The sequence below is a fragment of the Thaumasiovibrio clandestinus genome (assembly GCF_047250365.1).
Classification (GTDB): domain Bacteria; phylum Pseudomonadota; class Gammaproteobacteria; order Enterobacterales; family Vibrionaceae; genus Thaumasiovibrio.
Window position 1 is genome coordinate 1 of the sequence record NZ_JBLBVL010000003.1, and the last position, 24,127, is coordinate 24,127.

Annotated in this window: 19 protein-coding genes and 1 riboswitch; of the genes, 12 read left to right on the plus strand and 7 right to left on the minus strand. The window is 45.7% G+C overall.

What is annotated here, in order from left to right:
• Positions 1-1,173: 1,173 nt before the first annotated feature.
• From uvrB to ACKLNH_RS05600, 3 genes are all read left to right on the plus strand, one after another.
• Positions 1,174-3,195: an excinuclease ABC subunit UvrB gene (uvrB, locus tag ACKLNH_RS05590; RefSeq protein ID WP_413111268.1), complete on the plus strand. Its 2,022-nt coding sequence runs from the start codon at positions 1,174-1,176 to the stop codon at positions 3,193-3,195.
• Positions 3,196-3,609: 414 nt separating this feature from the next.
• Positions 3,610-5,082, plus strand: a complete 1,473-nt coding sequence (gene luxO / locus ACKLNH_RS05595) for a quorum-sensing sigma-54 dependent transcriptional regulator LuxO (RefSeq protein WP_413111269.1) — start codon at positions 3,610-3,612, stop codon at positions 5,080-5,082.
• Positions 5,082-5,444, plus strand: coding sequence for an Hpt domain-containing protein (locus ACKLNH_RS05600; RefSeq protein ID WP_413111270.1), 363 nt, complete (start codon positions 5,082-5,084; stop codon positions 5,442-5,444). Before luxO ends, ACKLNH_RS05600 begins: the two co-directional genes overlap by 1 nt.
• On the opposite strand, the gene yvcK is transcribed toward ACKLNH_RS05600, so the two are convergent.
• Positions 5,406-6,293 carry a uridine diphosphate-N-acetylglucosamine-binding protein YvcK gene (yvcK, locus tag ACKLNH_RS05605; protein WP_413111271.1) on the minus strand — a complete coding sequence of 296 codons (888 nt, stop codon included), beginning with the start codon at positions 6,291-6,293 and terminating at the stop codon, positions 5,406-5,408. The two genes, ACKLNH_RS05600 and yvcK, sit on opposite strands and share 39 nt — an antisense overlap.
• A 245-nt stretch (positions 6,294-6,538) precedes the next feature.
• The gene (locus ACKLNH_RS05610) at positions 6,539-7,111 is read right to left on the minus strand and encodes an LON peptidase substrate-binding domain-containing protein (protein ID WP_413111272.1); all 573 of its coding nucleotides are present in this window, start codon (positions 7,109-7,111) and stop codon (positions 6,539-6,541) included.
• A 350-nt stretch (positions 7,112-7,461) separates the two neighbouring features.
• A riboswitch (molybdenum cofactor riboswitch) is annotated at positions 7,462-7,619 on the plus strand.
• On the opposite strand from ACKLNH_RS05610, the gene moaA reads away from it, so the two are divergent.
• From moaA to oppF, 8 genes are all read left to right on the plus strand, one after another.
• Entirely contained in the window at positions 7,608-8,597 is a 990-nt protein-coding gene (gene moaA / locus ACKLNH_RS05615; protein ID WP_413111273.1) for a GTP 3',8-cyclase MoaA, read from the plus strand. It overlaps the preceding riboswitch by 12 nt.
• 3 nt (positions 8,598-8,600) lie before the next feature.
• The gene (locus ACKLNH_RS05620; RefSeq protein ID WP_413111274.1) at positions 8,601-9,179 is read left to right on the plus strand and encodes a hypothetical protein; all 579 of its coding nucleotides are present in this window, start codon (positions 8,601-8,603) and stop codon (positions 9,177-9,179) included.
• A gap of 412 nt (positions 9,180-9,591) precedes the next feature.
• Positions 9,592-9,741, plus strand: a complete 150-nt coding sequence (locus ACKLNH_RS05625) for a hypothetical protein (protein WP_413111275.1) — start codon at positions 9,592-9,594, stop codon at positions 9,739-9,741.
• Positions 9,742-10,314: 573 nt separating this feature from the next.
• Entirely contained in the window at positions 10,315-11,940 is a 1,626-nt protein-coding gene (locus ACKLNH_RS05630) for an ABC transporter substrate-binding protein (protein ID WP_413111276.1), read from the plus strand.
• Between the two features lie 96 nt (positions 11,941-12,036).
• Positions 12,037-12,957, plus strand: a complete 921-nt coding sequence (gene oppB, locus ACKLNH_RS05635; RefSeq protein ID WP_413111277.1) for an oligopeptide ABC transporter permease OppB — start codon at positions 12,037-12,039, stop codon at positions 12,955-12,957.
• 10 nt (positions 12,958-12,967) lie between these two features.
• A complete protein-coding gene (gene oppC, locus ACKLNH_RS05640) occupies positions 12,968-13,882 on the plus strand; it encodes an oligopeptide ABC transporter permease OppC (protein WP_413111278.1) in 915 nt (304 codons plus the stop codon).
• A gap of 9 nt (positions 13,883-13,891) precedes the next feature.
• Positions 13,892-14,857, plus strand: coding sequence for an ABC transporter ATP-binding protein (gene oppD, locus ACKLNH_RS05645; RefSeq protein WP_413111279.1), 966 nt, complete (start codon positions 13,892-13,894; stop codon positions 14,855-14,857).
• A 14-nt stretch (positions 14,858-14,871) separates the two neighbouring features.
• A complete protein-coding gene (oppF, locus tag ACKLNH_RS05650; RefSeq protein ID WP_413111280.1) occupies positions 14,872-15,867 on the plus strand; it encodes a murein tripeptide/oligopeptide ABC transporter ATP binding protein OppF in 996 nt (331 codons plus the stop codon).
• Between the two features lie 115 nt (positions 15,868-15,982).
• Here the strand turns inward: oppF and ACKLNH_RS05655 are convergent, their stop codons facing one another.
• Positions 15,983-17,092: a ribosomal protein uL16 3-hydroxylase gene (locus ACKLNH_RS05655; protein WP_413111281.1), complete on the minus strand. Its 1,110-nt coding sequence runs from the start codon at positions 17,090-17,092 to the stop codon at positions 15,983-15,985.
• Positions 17,093-17,561: 469 nt separating this feature from the next.
• Here ACKLNH_RS05655 and ACKLNH_RS05660 point away from each other — a divergent pair, with 469 nt between their 5' ends.
• On the plus strand, positions 17,562-19,649 hold the full coding sequence (locus ACKLNH_RS05660; RefSeq protein WP_413111282.1) for a methyl-accepting chemotaxis protein: 2,088 nt from the start codon (positions 17,562-17,564) through the stop codon (positions 19,647-19,649).
• A gap of 106 nt (positions 19,650-19,755) precedes the next feature.
• Here ACKLNH_RS05660 and ACKLNH_RS05665 read toward each other — a convergent pair whose 3' ends face one another.
• The 4 genes from ACKLNH_RS05665 to mnmA form a co-directional block, all read right to left on the minus strand.
• Positions 19,756-20,523, minus strand: a complete 768-nt coding sequence (locus ACKLNH_RS05665; protein WP_413111283.1) for a hypothetical protein — start codon at positions 20,521-20,523, stop codon at positions 19,756-19,758.
• A gap of 360 nt (positions 20,524-20,883) precedes the next feature.
• Entirely contained in the window at positions 20,884-22,251 is a 1,368-nt protein-coding gene (gene purB, locus ACKLNH_RS05670; protein WP_413111284.1) for an adenylosuccinate lyase, read from the minus strand.
• Between the two features lie 87 nt (positions 22,252-22,338).
• On the minus strand, positions 22,339-22,965 hold the full coding sequence (hflD, locus tag ACKLNH_RS05675; protein ID WP_413111285.1) for a high frequency lysogenization protein HflD: 627 nt from the start codon (positions 22,963-22,965) through the stop codon (positions 22,339-22,341).
• Between the two features lie 11 nt (positions 22,966-22,976).
• Positions 22,977-24,083 (minus strand): tRNA 2-thiouridine(34) synthase MnmA, encoded by a 1,107-nt coding sequence (gene mnmA, locus ACKLNH_RS05680; protein ID WP_413111286.1) that lies wholly within the window; start codon positions 24,081-24,083, stop codon positions 22,977-22,979.
• Positions 24,084-24,127 lie beyond the last annotated feature (44 nt).

Below are 24,127 nucleotides of genomic sequence, written 5' to 3' on the forward strand. Positions count from 1 at the left end.
AGCACCGCCAGTTTCACCAATTGCTGACGTATAGGCTCTGCAACATGTTTGTGTTTGCGGCTCACCTCATCAAGCAGCACGTCATATATCGATGCAAGCGAAGACGGCCAAAGGTGTCGGTCAGTCGTTACACTGTTCTGTTTATCCATTTCAAACCTCCTGATTTGCTTCAGGACAAACAATATCTAATCGTCCATCATCAGCTGATCGGAAGAGTTTCGGGAAAGAATTAAATCAGGTTGAATCCCGCGCCATTACCGGGCTAAGAATTTAAAAAACGGCAGAGTAGGGGAGTTTAAACACCGTTTAAAGGTGGTTTAACGCAGTAGATAAAGAGGGGATCACTCGCATTAAATGGGTAGCATCCCATCATTGTTTGAATCTTTGCTCACTCCACGTGTATATAGATAGGTGTTTGGGTGAACTGTAGTAACAAGTAAGAAGATACCAGCGCGAACTTTTGAACGGAGCCAACCACAATCACCACGCCAAACCAGTCGTTTAAAATGAAAAGTTTTTCAAACTAAGCGGCGGCGTTTTTCAAACCTCGCGGTTTCTTACAATTTTCTTACACACCCTCTATGTGCTGTGAATAACTGGGAGTAGTTATCCACAGCTGTTGCGCAAACGGGTTTTCCATACACTTCAATAGTTATCCACGGATTCTGTGGGTAACTGTGTTGATAATATTGTATTAAATTGCAAAGGAAAGAGGGCTGCGCTGACTAGCTTATTGCTGCCAATAAAATCCCTTTAAAATCATCCGCTTATCCTGTTTTGTTGATATTAATCAAAAGTAGGAGCTAATAGCGCGGTTTTTTTATTCAATAAAGTAACAATGGCAAGTTGTGAATAGCGAGGATAAGACAGTGGAAAAGATAACCACAGGCCCATAGGGAAAGAAGAAAGTAACGGCTGGCTAAACTAAAAGAGAGAGTAATAAAACGGATTCGAAAAGGATGTCATATCGGCCAATCTTGACGAGGGCGGCTATCATAATGCTATGCGACAAAGTTTGCAATGCGATGTTGACGCTTTTTTGCACGTAATGGCTATTTGGTGGTATTTGTATGTAACGGTTTGCATCGTGATGACAGTGAGTGGATTTTATTAGTTATTGACTTTCCGCGTGCTGGATTGACAATAACGAGGCCATAAAATAAAGGATATACCATGAGCAAGATGTTCAAACTTTCATCGCCTTATCAGCCTGCTGGTGATCAACCTGCAGCGATAGCGCAGCTGTTAGATGGGTTGGATTCAGGGCTGGCGCACCAAACGCTATTAGGTGTCACGGGATCGGGTAAAACCTACACCATGGCCAATGTTATTGCGAAATCCAATCGACCTACGCTAATTTTGGCGCCAAATAAAACATTGGCTGCGCAATTGTACGGCGAGATGAAGGAGTTCTTCCCAAATAATGCGGTGGAGTACTTTGTTTCTTATTACGATTACTACCAGCCTGAGGCTTACGTACCAACCACGGACACCTTTATAGAGAAAGATGCGTCCGTTAATGCGCATATCGAGCAGATGCGTTTGTCGGCGACGAAGGCGTTGTTAGAGCGGCGAGATGTGGTGATTGTTGCCTCGGTGTCGGCCATTTATGGTTTGGGCGATCCCGATTCCTATTTGAAAATGATGCTGCATATTCGCCGGGGTGACGTTATCGATCAGCGCGGCATTTTACGCCGTTTAGCAGAGCTGCAATATACACGCAACGATGTGGCTTTCCAGCGTGGTACATTTCGTGTGCGTGGGGAGATCATCGATGTCTTTCCGGCCGAGTCTGAGCATGAAGCGATTCGGATCGAGCTATTTGATGAAGAAGTCGAGAATATCTCAACCTTTGACCCACTAACCGGGGCAATTGAATCGCGCAACTTGCCGCGTTGTACGATTTACCCCAAAACGCACTACGTTACTCCGCGCGAGAAGTTGTTAGATGCCATCGAGAAAATTAAAGAAGAGTTAGTTGAACGAAAAGAGCAACTATTGAGTAATAACAAACTGCTAGAAGAGCAGCGTATAACGCAGCGAACCCAGTTCGACTTAGAGATGATTCAAGAGCTGGGGTATTGCTCTGGTATTGAGAACTACTCACGCTATTTAAGTGGCCGCGCAGAAGGTGAGCCGCCACCAACACTGTTTGACTATCTGCCCGCCGATGGCTTGCTGATCATTGATGAGTCACACGTTACTGTTTCTCAAATAGGCGCGATGTTTCGTGGCGATAGAAGCAGAAAAGAGACGCTGGTGGAGTTTGGATTTCGTTTGCCTTCTGCGTTGGATAATCGTCCAATGAAGTTTGAAGAGTTTGAGGCATTAGCACCGCAAACGGTGTATGTCTCGGCAACGCCTGGTGATTATGAGTTACAAAAATCGGATGGTGATATCGCAGAGCAGGTGGTGCGGCCGACAGGGTTGCTCGATCCTGAAATAGAAATTCGCCCGGTAGCGACGCAGGTGGATGACCTCTTGTCGGAAATTCACCTTCGCGCCAACCAAAATGAGCGCGTATTGGTAACAACACTGACTAAACGCATGGCGGAAGATTTAACCGAGTATCTAACAGAGCATGGGGTCCGCGTCAGGTATTTGCACTCTGATATTGATACGGTTGAACGGGTTGAAATTATTAGAGACTTGCGGTTAGGTGAATTTGATGTGCTGGTGGGGATTAACCTGTTGCGTGAAGGACTGGATATGCCGGAAGTTTCGCTAGTGGCTATTCTTGATGCCGATAAGGAAGGGTTCTTGCGCTCGGAGCGGTCGTTGATTCAAACCATTGGTCGTGCGGCAAGAAACCTGAAAGGTAAAGCGATTCTGTATGCCGATCGGATTACGGGCTCTATGCAGCGCGCTATCGCAGAAACAGATCGTCGACGTGACAAGCAGCACCAACACAATATTGATACAGGAAGTGTACCGCAGGCACTGAATAAGAAGGTCTCTGACATTCTTGAATTGGGTGGTGGCATGAAAAGGTCGCCAAATCGGGCGGCGAAACTGCATAAAGTGGCCGAACAGGGTGGCAGTTATTCGTCGTTGTCTCCTCAAGAGCTGGAAACTCGCATTCTTGCGCTTGAGAAAGAGATGTATGACCATGCGCAAAATCTTGAGTTCGAGAAAGCAGCCGAAAAGCGCGATGAGATAGAAACGTTACGTAAACAGTTTATTGTTAATAGCTAATCGGTAATAAAGCATGTGTGCATGCAAATGTGGTCGTGATTAGATAAAAAAAAAGCCAACCGACAATATGGGGTCGGCTGGCTCATTGTTTGGTGATTGAATCACAAACAACGTCAGTTGGCTAGGCTGACCCCGAAGGGTCAGGTCTATTAAATGCATCAAGTGTGCCAACTTTATCGGATGCTTAAAAATAATTTAGATGCTGACTGTAAGCGCTCTGGGAGCGTCACTTCCGCCAGTGTTTCAATGACTAAGTTATCAATATTGCAATATAAAAAAGTCATTTGCAAAATGCAAAAATAATCAGCAAGAATTTCTCATTTTGCAAAATGATCGATTATCATTATGTCTGTAGAAGAAGAAACGTAGTGATCTATTTGAAGTTTTTGCCCTGGGATGCAAGGAGACCGCTTAATGCAACTAGAAAATAGAAAGCGTGTGCTGATGGTTGAGGACACAGCGTCTGTTGCAGCATTATATAAATCGTACCTCAACCCATTGGGGCTGGATGTAACGATAGTGGCGACAGGAAAAGAAGCACTGCAATATGTTGCTGCTGCGCCACCAGAATTGATTCTTCTTGATCTTCGCTTGCCAGATATGACGGGTATGGACGTTTTAGAATCGGTAAAGGAAACCTATCCCGATCTCCCCGTCATTATCATGACGGCGCATGGTTCGATTGATATTGCCGTTGAGGCGATGAGGCTGGGCGCTCAGGATTTCCTGATCAAACCTTGTGAGGCTGAAGGGCTAAGAATTACGGTGAGTAATGTCTTTCGGCGAGCGACAAAGTTACCGGATGGAAGTGCATTTGATGTAACGACAGAGGGGACACATTACCAAGGGTTTATTGGTAAAAGCCTGAAAATGCAGGGCGTTTATAGGATTATTGAATCTGCTGCTGCCTCTAAAGCAACGGTGTTTATTACTGGGGAAAGCGGTACGGGTAAAGAGGTGTGTGCCGATGCAATCCACTCTGCGAGCCCGCGAAAAGAGGGGCCTTTTATTGCGATTAACTGTGCTGCTATTCCCAAAGACTTGATTGAAAGTGAACTGTTTGGTCATTTAAAAGGGGCATTTACAGGTGCCGCGGCAGAGCGCAAAGGGGCTGTAGAGTTAGCGCATAATGGAACACTATTCCTTGATGAACTCTGCGAGATGGACCTCGATTTACAATCTAAACTATTGCGCTTTATTCAAACCGGTGTTTTTCATAAGTTAGGCTCATCAAAAGAGATGAAGGTGGATGTGCGTTTTGTCTGTGCCACCAATCGTGACCCGTGGGAAGAGGTGAAAGCGGGTCGTTTCAGGGAAGATCTTTATTACCGATTACATGTTATCCCATTGACATTACCGCCGCTAAATCAGCGAGGAGAGGATGTTATTGAAATAGCACGATCGTTGTTGGCACATATGTCGGTAGAGGAAGGAAAACCGTTCGCCCAGTTTGACGATGACGTGATCCGTATTTTCAAGGCGTACGACTGGCCAGGCAATGTACGTCAGCTGCAAAATGTTATTCGCAACATTGTGGTGTTGAATAATGCCGAAACTGTCACCAAACAGATGCTGCCGCCGCCGTTAAACGATATTTCTGGTGTTAATTTTGCATTAGAAGAACAGAACGAAACTTTAGTCGCAGAACAATCTGCAACAGTTGATGTGAATTCAGTATCGTTTCAGAATAGGAACGGTGAAAGGCTAGCGAGTCCGGTTATTCTCCCGCTATGGCAAGTAGAGAAAAAAGCCATAGAGGAAGCAATAACGGCATGCGATGGAAATATCCCGAGAGCAGCAGGCTTACTAGAAGTCAGTCCTTCCACCATTTATAGAAAGCTACAAACTTGGCAAGATTCAGCCAGTGAAAAAGGGGAGACGGTTTAATGGGGGATACCACCATCAATACCGATACAATTCGGCGTTTAGCTGTAGAGGTTGGCGAAGATACGGTTGGCTTGTTGCTCACTGTGTTTAGTGACGAACTACAGCAGTATCATGATACTTTGTCTGATTCCCCGTCTTTAAGCCAAATTCGGGAGATTAGCCACTCGTTAAAGAGTAGTGCGTCCAGTTTTGGTGCCGATAGACTGGCAGACTTAGCGCAAGAGTGTGAGTCTCGCGTTAAACAAGGTCAAGACAGTTGGGTATTTGAACATCTCGATACGTTTAAAGAAACGGTCCGTCACACGGCAGACCGTTATCGTGCCCTAGCTGCCGAAGAGAATTGTATCGATAGCTTGTCGTAGCGCGTCGCGATCGTGACGCCACTGATGATTGAATGAAGCTAAAGGAGAAATAGCCTGATGATAGTGTCCGGCTATTTCTTTTTTTTCATTTGTAATAATGCCATCAATAGTCCGTCCTTGCATGGCACGCTCACACCACATCAACATCATACTGAGCGACATCTCACCAGCTGGACCAAACTCTTTATCGAGATTGGTAATAAAGTAAATTTTCGCGCTGGTGTTTTGTAGTGCTTTGCCCACTTCACTAAGCAGAAGCGGCGGCATGATGCTGGTTAAAAAACTGCCTGGTCCAAGTAGAATAATATCGGCTTGCTTTATTGCTTCAATCGCTTCGCGTGTAGCAGGTACAGGAGGCTCAACAACCAGTCGTTGAGGTACTTCTGTTAGTTCATCGACATTGGTTTCACCGCAAATAACGGTGCCATTGGTGGTAATGGCGGCTAAGTCGGCAGAATGCTCTGACATTGGGACGATGCGAGTCTTTACTTTTAGTAGCTCTCTGATGGTATTGATCGCTTCAAGAGGCCGGACGCTAAGATGATCTAGCGCGGTGAGCATTAAATTACCCAAGTTATGGCCGTTGAGCTCACCATTTCCTTTAAAGCGATATTCAAACATCATTGAGCCAACGGAAGGCTCAGTGATCAATTGATTGATACAATTGCGAGTGTCACCCCATGCAATGCCGCCTTGGCATGCCCGGATTCTACCTGTTGAACCGCCGTTATCTGTGGTGGCGACAATACCCGTAACAGAGCTTTCATATGAAGATAATGATGAAAGAACACGCCCTAGCCCGTGTCCGCCGCCAAGCGCGACAATCTTTTTGTTATTGATGGTAGTCATACGCCGATTTAGTTATTAATAGATTCGCACTGAATAACATAATTCGAACAGATATCCTATCGAAATGATACCGCGGTGGGATCTTTGTGGCACTCTGTATGATAGCGTGCTTGCTATTACTGAGCTGCGGATAGCGGAGCGGCAATAAAGTAAAGGGCGCGCCACTGTACGAGCTTGTATCCAGTGGCGGTATAGACCGGGCGAAAGTGATGAACAGTGCCGTGTCTAAATAGTATGCATGCGACTTAATGAGGCTCTTGCATTAAGCTCATTAAATAGTCACAGGTATTGAGACAGTTAGGTTGAGTTAGCAGCTGTTGCTTCTCTCGCACGGGCACGGGAAGTAACTCTAGCCAACGCTGACATAACCAGCTCAGATTGTTTAATTGTTTATTATTATGTAAGTCACTCAGCTCTGGGTGCTTGTCATACATAATCTGCAAGCGTTCAGCGAGCATTTTCTGCGGTACAGATGGTGCTGTTTCGGGCCAACGTGTCGTACTTTCGTAATCGGCTAAACAGATGTTTGATTCATGATTATAAAAGTTAACAACTTCGAACGTATCTAATCCCACGACAGTAATTTGTAATAGCCCATTCACTAAGTCGGTGTCAAAATCTTCGATTCTAACTCGCGTTCCTATCTCATAAAATTGTTGTTCGTCGGCAGGGTCATACATACAGATGCCAAGAATGCCGCCGTTGCGTAAAGCGTGCTTGATGGTATCCATCTGTCCACCAGGGGCAATGCGCATTGGTAGGCGACCGTCTGGCAGAATGTGGCGTTTCTGAAATAGTACGGGCAGTGTGTTCGTCATGATGCGTCCCCCTGTTTTGATATGTCTAAGAGACTGCAAATGTGGTGCCTACTTTTTAAGGCTTTATAACCTGTTGATATAAAAGCTTCCGAGCTATCACTCCTGCTGAGTTGTTGCAAAATGCATCATTTCGTTATGCAATATGAAACTAAGATGCAACGTGTTCGTAAAATGCAAAAACGCAGATATAGGTGTAGTCAGAAAGGGTATTCACGGTGGGCAGCGATGATCGTTTTGCGCCTTAAGCGGTGTTCTTGGTGTTGTTGTGAAAATGAAAACTATTTGTGAGTGAAAATGAACTAGACTTGTAGTGATTTGGATGAGTGCACGTACGTTAACTTAGTCTGTGCACAGCCATTAACCGAGCGTGATGGACTAAGTGAAGCATCATAAGTCTGCCTCGCCGTGACAGATGTCACTGAAGTATTGTGGATTGACACAATCTTTAGGGTTTATCGAGAAATTGATAAGCCTCCCGTATTTGGAAAGGTGAAATATGGCAGAACAGTTCGAAGATCGCTTTCGTCGGCGATTTTACTACTTGCGTCTCTCCGTGACGGATGTCTGTAATTTCCGTTGCCAGTATTGCTTGCCTGATGGTTATTCCCCCCCTAGTGGAACGCGGTCCACTTTTCTTACGTTGCCTGAGATCGGTCGGGTGGTGCGTAGCTTTGCCCAATGCGGCACAGAGAAAGTGCGTATTACCGGAGGTGAGCCAACAATGCGGCGTGACTTTGGTGACATTATTGCGACGATTGCTGAAACCTCAGGAATTAAACATATTGCGACCACCACCAATGGCTATCGATTAGCCGCTGGGATAGCGCAGTGGCGACAAGCAGGATTGACGCATTTAAACGTCAGTGTGGATAGTTTAGACCCGCGCATGTTTCATCAAATTACCGGGCAAAACCGTTTTCAGGCAGTGATGGCCGGGATTGATGCGGCATTTGATGCTGGCTTTGAACAGGTTAAGGTGAATACCGTTCTTTTAAAAGATCTGAATGCGACCCAGATTGAGGGTTTTTTTAATTGGGTGAAACACCGCCCGATTCAGCTGCGCTTTATTGAGCTGATGCAAACGGGTGAGATGGATAGCTTTTTCCAACGTTACCACCAGTCAGGTATTGCGCTGCGGCATCAACTTTTGGCTGAAGGGTGGCAGTTGCGTCGTCGAGGGAGTAGTGATGGACCCGCTGAGGTCTATTTTCATGCTGATTACCAAGGAGAAATTGGGCTTATTTTGCCTTATGATGATGGTTTTTGCGACAGTTGTAATCGGTTGCGCATCTCTGCACGTGGGAAACTACACCTTTGCCTATTTGGGGAGCAAGGCGTCCCTCTTAGGGCGTTGCTGCAAGACGATGCAGACCAAGCGGTGTTAATTGAGACTATTCAGCATGCTTTACAACTTAAACAGAAAGGCCATCATCTTCATGAAGGGCATTCGGGCATAACGCCACATCTAGCTTCAATTGGAGGTTAATCGGTGGATGGCCGGCGTTTGTTATTTGATTTGCAGCCAATAGGGTGGGGAACAACGCAGATTGAACCGCTTGATACTTGGATGGTGCGTTGTCGATACGTTTTGCCTCATTTCCCTGATGATGTACTGGAGCAATGGCTATATCAACATTGGGCAGCAGTATTTGCACGTTGGGGAGGGCTGGCGTGGACGCAATTACGCTTTGTAAAGGTGAGTTGGAGCTTTGAACAAATCGAGAGTTTAATACAGATACCCTATCACGAGACATTAACACGGCTGTCACGACGGATGCAGCGGATCAGTTATCAAGATGATTCGCTAAATTGCTACTTTCGGGAGTTGTTAACCTGGCCTCGTCCGCCGATTATTTATTGGCATCAGCATGGCTTTTATTTGGATGATGGGCATTATATTCATCCCGGTTATAACCTAATTGAAGGTTATCACCGCTTTGCCGCACTCTATGCGATGCTTGCAGCATCGGCTATCTCCGCCAAGCAACAGCATGTGCTTTGGTTATGTCGCCAAAAAAACACACAACAAAAAGGCCCTTTACCAAGGGCCTTTACCAAGGGCCTTTGAATGTTATTGAGTTGTTGCTTGTCATTGTGTTTTTTCAGGTTTTTTCGGCGTATTTTTTGCCGGAACGTAACCATGGCGAACACGAGAGCTGGATGGATGAGTATGGTAGCCTACAGGTCGCATTATTATCTCTTAATGTGTCATCGGAACGGAAGTTGTGCCAGAGAGCTATCGCTGACATTAAGATCATACGCCACTTGTACTTATAATAAAGACGCAGGTTTCAAAAAGTTCACGATGTAATAATTTAATCTAAGTATTGTTTTAATATTACTTTTGGTTATTTGCTTTCATACTGCTGAGAACTGGAGATGTTTAAATATTGTGCCATAGTTAACAAGGGAGAATAACGTGTCACGGGTGTGTCGTTATTGTTTCTTACTTTTAAATTGGTATAGAAAGAGGACTCTTCATGAAGCATGGTCGTATGAGCAATAAGCGTTTGAAGCAGATGATGCATGACTTAGGGATGGACGAAACATTTAACGAGAATGAAGCTATCGCGGATCAACAGCAAGATGAAGTAAATGAGCGTCCTTTTGATAATGATGAAACAAAATAATAGTTTTTGATCTTGTAAGCATTATACCTCCCTGACGCGTTGCTATCGTTGACGGTGATGGAAAAGAACAGTGATATATCGATCGGGCGCCCTAGTGGCGCTTTTTTTGTTTTAAGTGTTGGCTTAAATAGGTCAAATGGGTATGCCTAGCGCCCATTATTGTCAATTTACTTTGACTTGTTGCAGTTCTTTCATTTCAAGCTGTCGTATTGGTATTTTGTTGCACTTTATTGCATAACAGCGTGAGCCATGAAAATAGTAGTTTTATTCACCAATTCTCCTTCCCTTTACAGTTTAATAGACTGTTCTGCTGCCCGTATTGATGGTTGTTGAGAAAAAGAGATGAATTTTGTCTGTTTTGTAGTGTTAGGTGCTGCATTTGTGGCTTTTGTAAAGGCTAAAATCTGTTTTTGTGTCTCTGATGTAGTAAATACTTTCAGTAAATGATAATGTTTAAGGGTATTTCGCCTCTTGTTCTCGATTAATAGCATATTATTTCATCGTCTTTTAAGTTCGTAGAAGGTCGAGGCGGATAGTCAAGGAAGCATAACGCATTAAATTTGGAGCTGATGCATGAACAAGAATAAAATTACTCAGGCGTTGTTATTGGCAGCGGGTATTTCTGTTGCTGCGGGCGCTGCTCAAGCGGCAAATATCCCTGAAGGCGTGAAATTAGCAGATAAACAAGAAATAGTCCGTGGTAATGGTACTGAAGTGGCGTCGATTGACCCGCACAAAACTCAAGGGGTGCCAGAATCTCACGTGATCCGTGATCTGTTAGAAGGCTTGGTTAACCAAGACGGCGAGGGTAATACCATTCCAGGCGTGGCTGAGCGTTGGGAAACGGAAGATAACAAAACATTTACTTTCTACCTGCGCGAAGACGCGAAGTGGTCAAACGGCGATCCTGTTACTGCGCATGATTTTGTTTACAGCTTTAAGCGTGCAGTCGATCCTTTAACCGCTTCTCCATACTCTTGGTACATGGAATATACCAAGATGGTGAATGCGAAAGATATCGTTGCAGGCGATAAAGACAAAGAGACGTTGGGTGTTAAAGCCTTGGACGACCGCACATTGGTTGTTGAACTAGAAACATCGGTTCCATACTTTGTCATGATGATGGGGCACACAACCGTTAAACCTGTTCATCAAGCGACAGTTGAAAAGTTTGGCGATCAGTGGACCAAGCCTGAAAACTTCGTTGGTAACGGTGCTTATGTTGTTGATCAATGGGTAGTCAACGAGCGTTTGGTTCTTAAGCGCAGTGAGACTTACTGGGATAACGATAACACCACACTAGAGAAGGTGACTTTCCTACCAATCGAGAACCAAGTGACAGAGATGAACCGTTTCTTGGCGGGTGAGATTGATTACACTAACGAATTGCCACTTGAGCACTTCAAACGTCTGCAAAAAGAGTACCCAGAGTCTGTTTCAGTAACGGGCAACCTATGTACCTACTACTACATCTTCAATACCAAGAAAGCACCGTTTGATGATGTCCGTGTTCGTAAAGCGATCTCGTACGCTATCGACCGTGACATTGTAGCAGATGCTATTATGGGACAAGGCCAGAAGCCTGCTTACTTCTTAACACCTGAAATTACGGCGGGCTTCAACCCAGAAATGCCGGCTTATGGTCAAATGTCACAAGCTGAGCGTAACGCAGAAGCTGCACGCCTACTTGAGGAAGCTGGCTTTGGCAAAGGTAACCCACTGAAGTTTAACCTGCTTTACAACACCTCTGAGAACCATAAGAAGGTCGCGGTAGCGCTGGGCTCTATGTGGAAACGTACGCTAGGTCTAGATGTTACTCTTGAGAACCAAGAGTGGAAGACCTACTTGACCTCGAAAGATTCGGGTGACTTCGAAGTGGCGCGTGCCGGCTGGTGTGGTGACTACAACGAAGCATCTTCGTTCTTAACACTGATGAAGAGTAATAACACCACCGGTGGTGTTCACTATGACAGCAAAGCCTACGATGCGATTATCGAACAAGCGATGCAGTCAACATCAGAAGAAGAGCGTCAGAAGTACTACCTACAAGCAGAGCAGCTAATGGCTGACGATATGCCTATAGCGCCTATTTATCAGTATGTTAAGTCCCGCTTGTTGTCGACGCAAGTTGGCGGATTCCCAGTTAACAACCCAGAAGAGAAGATCTACTCAAAAGATCTCTACATTATCGCTCAGTAATTCACGAGCAACATTATTATAAAAATTGAGCCCTGCCTGTGAGGCTTCACAGGCAGTGCTTTGCATTTCACTGTCACACACTAATAGAGTTCGCTTATGCTTAAATTCATTGCGAAAAGGATCTTAGAAGCAATACCTACGCTGTTGGTATTGATTACGGCGTCCTTTTTTTTAATGCGCTTTGCGCCAGGCAACCCCTTTTCTACTGAACGTCCACTACCGCCAGCAGTCATGGCGAATATTGAGGCGAAATACGGTTTAGATAAACCGGTATTTGAGCAATACACCACCTATCTCGGCAATATACTACGAGGTGACTTTGGTCCTTCTTTCAAATACTTAGACTATTCGGTAAACGAGTTGATTAGTGCTGCACTGCCTGTGTCGGCGCAAATTGGTATTGCCGCCTTTGTTTTTACCGTTGTTATGGGAGTGACGGTCGGAACCATTGCCGCGCTGAAACAAAATAGCTGGATAGACTATCTGATTATGTCAACCGCGATGGCTGGGGTCGTCATGCCCTCCTTTGTGTTGGCGCCCGTGCTTATTTATGTCTTCTCGATCAAACTCGGCTGGCTGCCCGCTGGTGGTTGGCATGGCGGGGGAATACAGTACATGCTCTTGCCGATGTTCGGCATGTCACTTTTGTACGTCGCAACTTTTGCTCGTATCACGCGTGGCAGTATGATTGAAACCCTTAACAGTAACTTTATCCGCACGGCGCGAGCGAAGGGATTGAGTTATCGCTACATTGTGATTAAGCACGCGCTTAAGCCTGCGATGCTGCCTGTAGTTTCTTACATGGGGCCTGCATTCGTCGGTATTATCACTGGCTCTGTGGTGATCGAAACGATCTTTGGTCTACCCGGTATCGGTAAGCTGTTTGTTAATGCAGCCTTTAACCGTGATTACTCGCTAGTGCTCGGGGTAACCATCTTGATCGGTACCTTGACCATTATCTTTAACGCCATTGTTGATATCGTACTTGCGTATATCGATCCAAAGATCCGTTACTAAGGTGGCTCCAATGATAAAGATTCAAGAAAACGTAGACGCATTGGAGAAGTTCTCTGAGCAGCTGGAAGTCGAAGGCCGCAGTTTGTGGCAGGATGCCCGTATCCGCTTCATGCGAAATAAAGCGGCGATGACTGGTCTGTTTATTCTTATGCTGATCACCCTCGCCGTTATTTTTGGGCCGATGTTTGCCCCTTATGCCTTTGATGAGACTGACTGGTATGCGATGCATGCAGCCCCTTCATTTGGTGAAGAGGGAGCACACTGGTTTGGTACTGATAGTTTAGGTCGCGATTTGTATGTGCGTACCTTAGTCGGTGGCCGTATCTCGATGATGGTTGGCGTTATGGGGGCGCTGGTTGCTGTCGTTATCGGTACCCTTTATGGTGCGACATCGGGCTTTATTGGCGGTCGAACTGACCGTGTGATGATGCGTATTCTCGAGATCCTATACTCAATTCCTTTCATGTTCTTTGTTATCGTTCTGGTGACAATTTTCGGTCGTAATATCATGTTGATCTTCGTTGCGATTGGGGCGATCTCTTGGCTTGATATGGCGCGTATTGTGCGTGGGCAAACGTTGAGTTTACGCAGTAAAGAGTTTATTGAAGCTGCGTATGTTTGTGGCGTGAGCCGCTGGAGCATTATCACGCGACATATTGTGCCTAATGTATTAGGTATTGTTGCCGTTTATTCCACGCTGTTGGTACCAAGCATGATCCTGACGGAGTCGTTCCTGTCATTCCTAGGCCTAGGGGTGCAAGAGCCGATGACCAGTTGGGGGGCCTTATTGCAAGAAGGTTCACAAACAATGGAGCTGGCGATTTGGCAATTGCTATTCCCTGCTGCCTTTATGGTAACCACCCTGTTTTGTTTCAATTATGTTGGTGATGGTCTGCGTGATGCGTTGGATCCAAAAGATCGCTAAGGAGGAAGGATGAGCCTTTTAGATGTAAAAGATCTGCGCGTAGAGTTTACCACTCAAGATGGCAATGTTACCGCAGTTAATGACCTGAACTTCTCACTATCAAAAGGGGAGACATTAGGGATTGTGGGCGAGTCAGGCTCAGGTAAAAGTCAGACTGTTTTTGCCATCATGGGACTGTTGGCAAAAAATGGCATTGTGCATGGTAGTGCTAAGTTTGAAGGTCGTGAGATTTTGAAACTCCCCGAGCACGAGCTAAATCGTATTCGCGCAGAGCAGATTGCGATGATTTTCCAAGATCCGATGACCTCACTGAATCCTTATATGAAGGTGAGTGATCAGCTAATGGAAGTACTCATGTTGCATAAAGGCATGGGACGTTCGGAAGCGTTTGAAGAGTCGGTGCGCATGTTAGAAGCGGTTAAAATACCGGAAGCCCGCAAGCGTATTACCATGTACCCACACGAGTTTTCTGGTGGCATGCGTCAACGCGTGATGATTGCAATGGCACTGTTGTGCCGTCCAAAACTCTTGATTGCAGATGAACCGACCACTGCGCTAGATGTGACCGTACAAGCGCAGATCATGGATTTGCTCAATGAGCTAAAAAGTGAGTTTAATACGGCCATTATTATGATCACCCACGACTTGGGTGTGGTGGCGGGCAGTTGTGACAAAGTACTGGTTATGTATGCTGGGCGTACCATGGAGTACGGCAAGGTTGATGAGATCTATTACAAACCCGCCCACCCATATACAGAAGGCTTGTTAAAGGCGATCCCTCGCTTGGATACGGATGGCGAAATTCTGCCAACCATTCCGGGCAATCCACCGAACTTATTGCATCTCCCACCAGGGTGTCCATATCAGGATCGTTGCCATCGAGTAACGGCGAACTGCAAATTAAATACACCAAAATTAGAAGCATTTGGGCATGAGCGTTTACGTGCCTGTTTCTCTGACTGGCAGACGTGGTAAGGAGGAGAATTGATATGGAAGCACAAAAACAAGTTTTGTTAGATGTAAAGGATCTTAAAGTCCATTTTGATATCGCCTCTAAATCTGCATGGCCGTGGAGTAAGCCGTCGACATTGAAAGCGGTAGATGGGGTCGATATTCGTCTGTATGAAGGGGAGACTCTTGGTGTTGTGGGTGAGTCTGGTTGTGGAAAATCGACCTTTGCGCGCGCGATAATCGGTTTAGTTGAGGCAACAGACGGCAATGTTGTTTGGCTTGGGCAAGATTTAACCAAATTGCCGCGCAATGCACTGCGTGAAAAGCGCAAAGAGATCCAGATGATTTTCCAAGATCCCTTGGCATCATTGAATCCGCGTATGACGATTGGCGATATTATTGCCGAGCCATTACGGACATTTTATCCCAATAAAACCAAGGATGAAGTGAAAGCAGAAGTGAAGTCGATGATGACCAAAGTCGGCTTATTACCTAATGTGATTAACCGCTATCCACATGAATTCTCAGGTGGTCAGTGTCAGCGTATCGGTATTGCCCGTGCATTGATTCTTAAACCAAAGATGATCATTTGTGATGAGCCAGTGTCAGCGTTGGATGTGTCTATTCAGGCGCAAGTGGTTAATCTACTGATGGAAGTTCAGAAGGAGATGGGGTTATCACTCATTTTCATCGCTCATGACTTGTCGGTTGTAAAACACATTTCTGATCGCGTATTGGTGATGTATTTGGGTAATCCTGTCGAGATGGGAGAAGGTGAGCAGTTATTTGCCAACCCGTTACACCCATATACCAAAGCGTTGATGTCTGCTGTGCCGATCCCAGACCCAGAAATTGAACGCAATAAAAAGATCCAAATGCTAGAAGGTGAACTTCCTTCGCCAATTAATCCACCTTCGGGATGTGTTTTCCGTACGCGTTGCCCATTGGCAACAGCTGAGTGCGCTCAAGAAAGACCCCACCTGAAAGGAAATGAGAGACATGCTGTGTCTTGCCTACACGTAGAACCGTTTTAGTCTGTGACAGACTTCGGCGCGGTGAGAGCCGCGCCTTTTTTGTTTCTCTAGATTGTTATTTGAATTATTGGCGTCCCTATAGGGAGCGCTGTATTCGCGCTGCGTCAATTGAGCACTACTCTTCTGAATACCAATAGCCGATATTGACGACCTCCGTTAAAAAGGCCAGTACACCGGGATCATCCACCGCAAGTCCCAATATTTCTTTATCTATATGTGGGCTATCACAAATTGCTGCGCCTAAAGAATCCCATTCTGTCGGTAAGCTAAATTGTTCGCCATTGATATATAGGTTCTCTGGTTGATCAGTATGGTAAAGCGCCTTTAAGCCATTAATTTTATGCAATTGTTTGCCTTCAAGTAGTAAATCTCTTATTTCGGTTAGGTGCCATGGCTGCTCTGCAGAAACGAGATCCAGCTGGTGGAGTGGAGTGCTCAAATGTTCACCGAGCCAGGTTTTTAAAAGTTCTTGCTGGTGAAGCAGATCGGTAAGCATTTCTTCTATATCTGAAAAATCCTGAGCGCTAATGGCATTATGGGCATGCCTTGGTTTATTGGTGTGGTGTTTGAACAGTGGCTCTTTCTCGGCGTCATGAAGGAGATGATCAGACAAGCTGGCGATGAGTTCAGAGACGAAAGGGGTACGGTAATTCATGCTATAGCTCATGCTATTTTCAAGTGTCTGGCTACTGGCTGCATAAAAAGCGGGAATGTAAAGCATATCGCCTGGGTTAAGTATGAACTCTTGCTCTGGTGTAAAGGTGCTGTGACCACAGGTGGCGAGATCTTGCGGTGGGCCAATCTGCCATACCGTGCAGCCTTGTTGCTGAACGATAAGCCGCTCATGGCGATCTGCGTGAGCTGCCATATGATGCGCCTTCATGCAGTAACATACACTAAGATCGCTCAGTAACCAGTTGGGCAGTGCATTAAATAGTGCAACAAATTCAGTCGTGGCTGGGAGCCAGTGATTGACCGCATGTACCGCAAGCTGAAAAGGCGCGTTTTCGGGGATAGTATTAAAATCGATCGGGCTGGTTTTAATCTTCGCTTTGTCGTTGATGAAATAGATCAATTGCGCATTCACCTCTTCTTCCACGGCAAGTCCTGCGAGTTCGTCAGGAGATAGCAGTGAATGAAAGGGGGTGACAGCATCAGCGTAGTGAATGGGCTTCTGTTGCCAGTACGAATCCAAAAATTGGTCAAAGTTAATGTTGAGCTTCATGCTGATATCCATTAGAAGGCGATGCGGAATCTTCACTTCGCTGTTTTTAGGCCATGGTTACTCATTGAGAGTAGCGGACATTTGCTAAGCTGCGAATTTCAATTGGTTGAGTTGTGTGCGAGTTAGTAAAAATGACACATTACGTCTTGGGTTGTGTGGTGTCTGTCGTATTGCGGTGTTTCTTAGCGTGTGGATTCAGCGCCTATCGATACGTTGATGAAAATAGCACCGTTGGTATTAATTCCTGAGAAAGAGGCATTCGACACTATTTAATAGTGATTTCTGTCAGCAGGCATTAATTGTTCTTTATATCAAAGTCGCTGCTTGGTAAAATATTGATATGTAAGGAAAAAAGGAATATTTTCCTTTCGGGCGTAGAGTTGTATACAGCTAGAGTATTTAGTCTACAAATTGATTTGTAATTGGCTTAATTGCAAATGGAAACTGAAAGTTAGGTAAGGGATTATCAATGCGGTTGCTTTCTGTGCAGTGGAAGATTATAGCGGTTGCTGGGTTAGGGTTATTATTTACGGTGGCTGCACTGCAGGGTGTTGGGCATTATTACAATCGAATAACTCAAGCAGAAATAAGTCAGCAAAGTTATCTTACGGTGACAGCCAAGACGGAAGAGTTAGTTTACGCGCAAGCGGCAGGGCAAGCTGTGGAGTTGAGACGTATTCTTGATGAAGCGGACTCTCGCGCGCAAATGATGGCACAAAGTATTTTGTTTTTAAAATATAATGCTGAAATCAATTATATCAGTAGTGCAGATTTACGTGCTTCTATCAGTGAATTGTTGAGTCGTACTGTTGCTGACTTTCCTACCGTTGATGGGGCTTATGTCGTTTTTGAGCCTAATGGGCTAGATGATGAAGATAGCTATTATATAAATGCTGACTACGCAGGATCAAATGATGCGGGACGCTTTGCAACGCGTTGGGATAGGGTTAACGGTGAGCCTCAATTTGCCATTATCCCAGAAGCAGAGATTATTGACTCTCCGTGGTTCAATTGCAGCGTTGATTCAAAGCAGGGTTGTTTTCTTGCCCCTGAATTAAAACAAGGGATTCCAACCGCAACGTTCACCGTTCCTTTAATTTTGGATCAAAAGGTGATTGGTGTGATTGGTTTGGTGACCTCACTGGAGGCGTTACAACCCGCCGCTACGCTCGCCAGTCAGCAATTGGTGAATGGGGCTGGTAAGGTCACCATTATTGCTTCGAATGGCTTGATTTTAGGGTCTGGTGACCTCGCTATTCGTGGTAAACGAGCAAACTTACAGCACGGTTTTCCATCGTCAACGCTCGCTGCCATTAACCAAGGTGTAGAGCACCTTGAATGGACTCCAGATGGCCTGTGGCTCAACATGCTAACATCGGTTGAAATCGGTCAGAACTGGGTGGGTATTCTTATTCAGCTTCCCCAAAATGCAGTATTAAAGGACGCAGTTGCGCTAGATAAGTTGATGACGAACGCATACAGCGATGCGGATAAAGTGCAGTGGTTAGCGGCTTTCATGGTGCTGTTATTAGCGTTAGTGATTAGTTGGGTTGCTGCCCGCACATTGGTATCACCAATTAAGCTGGTGGTTATGCGTTTGAAAGATATCGCCAGTGGTGAAGGGGATTTAACCGAACGGCTTGAGGTACATGGCCGGGATGAGATCAGTGAACTGGCGACATGGTTTAATCGATTTTTGGATAAGCTTCAGCCGACAATTCGGCAGATTATTGATTCGGCGGGTGAGATTGATTGTACGGCGAATCAGACCTCGCGAGTGGCAACGGCGGCGGAAGAAAGTAGCGCGTCTCAGTTTAAAGAAGTGGACCTAGCCGCGACAGCCTCTGAGCAAATGACGCACACCGCAGGTTTAGTGGTAAAGCAAACAGAATTATCCACTACCGCCGCGCTCAAAGCACTGCAATTTGTTGATCAAGGCGAGTCGGTGGTTAACTTGTCTGCGAATGCGATGCATCAGTTGGTTGAACGGATGGAGGCAGCCGTACCGATTGCCCACGAATTAGCGCAAGGCAGTGATAGCATTAACCAGATACTCTCTGTCATTGAAGGCGTATCGGAGCAGACCAATCTTTTGGCGCTCAATGCAGCGATAGAAGCCGCTAGGGCAGGGGAGCATGGTCGCGGCTTTGCGGTTGTTGCTGATGAGGTGCGCCAATTGGCACGACGTACGCAAGAGTCAGTAGGGCAAATTCGAGAGGTAATTGAACAGATTCATACCGGAACGAATCGGGTTGTTGAGGCGATCGAAGAAGGTAATAGTGCCGCCACAGATACGGCGGTGCAGGTGCAAAAAACCGTCGCTAGCCTAGAAGCGATTACCGTGGCAGTGTCTGAAATTCAGGTTGTCAGTGAGGAGATCACCCGAGCGGCAGACGAGCAGCAAACGGCATCAGCAGAGATGAGCTCGAATGTGCGTAATATTCGTTTATCAAGTAAGCAGATACTTCAGCAAGCAGAAGAGACCACACAAGTTAGCCAACATTTAACCAAGCTGGCAGAGCAGCAGCGGCAACTGGTAGGGCAGTTTAGAGTATAGCTGTTGATAGCGGAGTGTTGTGTTGCTATTTATTGCTAACAATACGGCCACTCAAAGTGGCCGTATTGGCATTCCAACAACCATGATTGAAAACAAGCAGACTTGTTTAGAAATGCAGTTTTACGCCGACAGAGAAACCACTGTTACCGTAGGCGGTTGGGTTCATGTATTTACCCGTTGATTCCCAAATTGCTGATACATATGGAGAGAAGTTATTGTATCCGTTGTACTCAGCGATAAGTTCCGCTTCAGCAAATTGGCCATCATGACCTAATGAATCAAGAATCTGTTTGGTTTGACTTTCAACAAAATGGAAGTGTGAACCCCGCAGGTTAATGTTCCATTCAGCACTTTTGTAACCCACCATGAGATCTTTACGATCCATATTTACCATGTCGTAATTGTTAGGTTTTACGTCACTAGACATACCACGGTCAAAGCGGTACATCGCCATGCCGTAGAAGCCATTGCCAGGGTTGTACATGCCAGCGATGCCAGCTTTAAACATTGAGCGATAGCCTGAATTAAATTCATATTTTGCTGCTGGACCAATAGCGACTGTTTTGCTTACTGGAATGAAATACATAAACCCAGGAACATACAGTGAATCAACACTGTGCATATCTTTATCAGTGATACTTCCACCGAGAATTTTTGAATTATCTTTTGACCACGTATGGTACTCAAGCGTGGTCATCAAAATACCAGGACCTACCATACCAAAGTTGCTGCCCAATTCCATGTAGTTGCGGCTGAAGTGGTCGCGATGCTCAGAGACGATTTTGAGGTCATGTTTTGCCAATGGTGCTTCATTAAAAGCGAAGCTGCTCGCAGAAACTAGCGCCAAGCTAGCCGCAATTAGTGTTTTCTTCATTTGTAAATCCTTGATACAACGATAGGCAGTAGTAGCGCCTGAAATTTGAAGTTTGTTGAAACTTAAGCAACGAGTTCAGACAAAATGGTCGGCGCAATTCTAAATGGTCTGACCTGTAATCAGAAATGCATTATGGAAGGTTAAGCCTTACAAAATAAACCAAATAGTGTGATACCAGTCACAATGGTGCGAGTATGGTAGGTCTAGGGTGAGAGATATGAAAAAAAACGGTGTCTAAATGGCTGTATAATGAACAAATACTTCAAATTTTATACAGATAAAACGTAAAATAATAAAGGCTTACCGAAGCAAGCCTTTTATTGATGCGCTAAAGCCGCGATCCTTTAAACGCGAGAAGCGTTATAGGATGTCAGTTAGGCCAACAGCTTGACCGATGTAATTGGCTGGCGTCATCTCTTTTAAACGAGCCTTTTCATCTTCTGGCAGTGCAAGGCCATCGATGAATGTCGCCATGCCTTCAGCATCAACACGTTTACCACGGGTTAGCTCTTTTAGTTTCTCATACGGCTTTTCGATACCGTAGCGACGCATCACAGTCTGAATTGGCTCAGCCAACACTTCCCAGTTTTGGTCCAGTTCAGCCAGCAGTGCCTCACGGTTCACTTCTAGCTTGCTGATCCCTTTCAGGGTCGAGGTGTAAGCAATGATGGCGTAGCCACAACCAACACCAAGGTTACGCAGTACCGTTGAATCGGTAAGGTCACGCTGCCAACGAGAGATCGGCAGTTTTTGCGCCATATGGCCAAAGATCGCATTGGCTAGGCCCAAGTTACCTTCCGAGTTTTCAAAGTCAATTGGGTTAACTTTGTGCGGCATGGTTGAAGAGCCAATTTCGCCAGCAATGGTCTTTTGCTTGAAGTGACCCAGTGCGATGTAGCCCCAAATGTCGCGATCGAAATCGATCAGAATCGTATTAAAGCGCGCATACGCATCAAACATTTCAGCAATGTAGTCGTGCGGTTCAATTTGCGTTGTGTAGGGGTTCCAGTCTAAGCCTAGCGAGGTAACGAAAGCTTCGCTGTACTCATGCCAGTTAAGTTCAGGGTATGCAGAAAGGTGAGCATTGTAGTTACCCACTGCGCCGTTGATCTTACCCAAAATTTCGATGTTTTCTAGTTGCTTGAATTGACGCTCCATGCGGTACGCCACATTCGCCATCTCTTTACCCATCGTTGATGGAGAGGCTGGCTGACCGTGGGTACGGGTTAGCATTGGAATGTCACGGTATTCGTTAGCGAGCCCTTTGATCGCATCGATAACGTTGCGAACTTCAGGTAGCATCACGGTATCGCGGGCTTCTTTTAACATCAACGCGTGTGATAGGTTGTTGATGTCTTCTGACGTACAAGCAAAGTGAATAAACTCGTTAACCGCGTCGAGTTCTTTAACCTCGGCCACTTTCTCTTTTAAGAAGTACTCAACCGCTTTAACATCATGGTTGGTTGTGCGCTCGATGGTCTTGATGCGCATGGCATCTTCTTCGCTGAATTCAGCGGCAACTTTATCTAGAAAAGCATTGGCTTCAGCACTGAATGCAGGTACTTCTGCAATAGCATCGGTGGCCGCTAATTTTTGCAACCAACGAATTTCAACAATAGTGCGGTACTTTAAAAGACCAAATTCACTAAAAATGCTACGCAGGGCAGTGGTTTTACTTCCGTAACGGCCGTCGACCGGGGAAACAGCAGTCAATGCTGACAGTTCCATGGTACCTCTCTCCAGATATTTGAAGGTGAATAAAATAACCGAGGCTCATCAGCCCCGGAATAAACAAATTGCGCGAGAGCGAGTCTCTTAGGACGCGTTTCTCGCCAAGATAATCTTAGCTTGCTCAACCATCTGCTTGCGACTGAAAATCACGTGGCGGCGTTTGCCTCCCACTTGACGCCAAAGCACCGCACTGCGAATGCCGGCAAGCAATAAAGCACGTACTTTATGTTGTACAAGCGATTGTTGCAACTGTGCAGGAGCGCCGGTCACCTGAATGCGTGGCCCTAGGGGGCTAATCACATCTAAGTAGATACTGGCGAAATTGCTAATCATTTGCTCATCAAGTAGATCATAGTGCTCTAGTTGGCGATTGATGGTGTCGATGCGATCACCCAGTTGTGATAATGCATCGCGACGGGCGCTAAGTTTGCGCTCTAGCGCCATGAGGCTAACGAGATAGCGGGTCAGTTCGCTGCCACCGGGTGAGTTATCAAACTCTTCTGCCAGTGATGTTAAGCCAATCTTTAAGTTGGATTCGTCATTGCCATAAACACCAAGCGTACTGGTTGCGTTGAGGGCGGTAATACTACGCAAGCAAGCAACAAATTGTTCTTCATCACACTGTCCTTCTCGGGCAACGGTTTGGACTAGCTTGATGGCTTGGCAAACTCCGGCAAACGCCAGTGTTCTGTCATAATTGTTATAAGCCAAGGTGTAACTCCTTAAAAGCGCGCTTCAATAATGCCGCCGCCCAAACAGATATCACCTTGATAAAACACAGCTGATTGTCCTGGCGTAACAGCAATTTGTGGCTCATCAAAGACCACTTTGATGTTTTCATCATCCACAGGAATGATGGTACATGCGATATCTTGTTGACGGTAGCGCGTTTTAACGGTGCAGGTCACAGGCTCGGAGATTGCTTGACGATCAACCCAGTGCAATTGCCCTGCCATTAGACCGTTAGACTGCAAACGTGGATGATTTTTACCTTGACCAACAATAAGAACATTACGTTTCATGTCTTTATCGACAACGTACCATGGGTCTTCACTGCGGTCTTTCATGCCACCGATGTGTAACCCTTTGCGTTGACCTAGTGTGTGGTACATCAAACCTTGGTGCTCACCAATGATCTCGCCTTCTGTACTTTCTATATTGCCTGGTTGAGCAGGCAGGTACTGTTTTAAAAAGTCAGTGAATTTTCGTTCACCAATAAAACAGATACCGGTGGAATCTTTTTTGTCTGCAGTGACTAAGCCTTGTTCTTCGGCAATGCGACGAACCTCTGGCTTCTCTAGATCACCAACAGGGAATAGGCTGCGTGCCACTTGTTCATGACTCAGTGTATACAAGAAGTAGCTCTGATCTTTATTGTTATCGATACCACGTAGCATTTGTGCTTTTTCGCCCTCTTTCGTTGGGAAAGAGCGGCGCACGTAGTGGCCCATTGCAATATAGTCGGCTTCAAGGACTTCATCAGCAAACTCAAGGAATGCTTTGAATTTTATCTCTTTGTTACACAGAATGTCTGGGTTCGGGGTGCGTCCTGCTTTGTATTCCGCTAAGAAATACTCAAAAACGTTGTCCCAATATTCCGCCGCAAAATTTATGGTGTGCAGATGAATACCGAGCTTGTCACACACAGCTTGTGCGTCAGCAAGGTCTTCTGCAGCGGCACAGTATTCATCATTGTCATCTTCTTCCCAGTTTTTCATGAACAGGCCTTCAACCTGATACCCTTGTTGAAGCAGTAAATAGGCTGAAACGGAAGAATCAACGCCGCCGGACATTCCGACAATGACTTTTTTCTGGCTGTTGTCTGACATAGTTCTCTACATATTAAGCAAGTTAAGACCAAAGCGGAATTGTA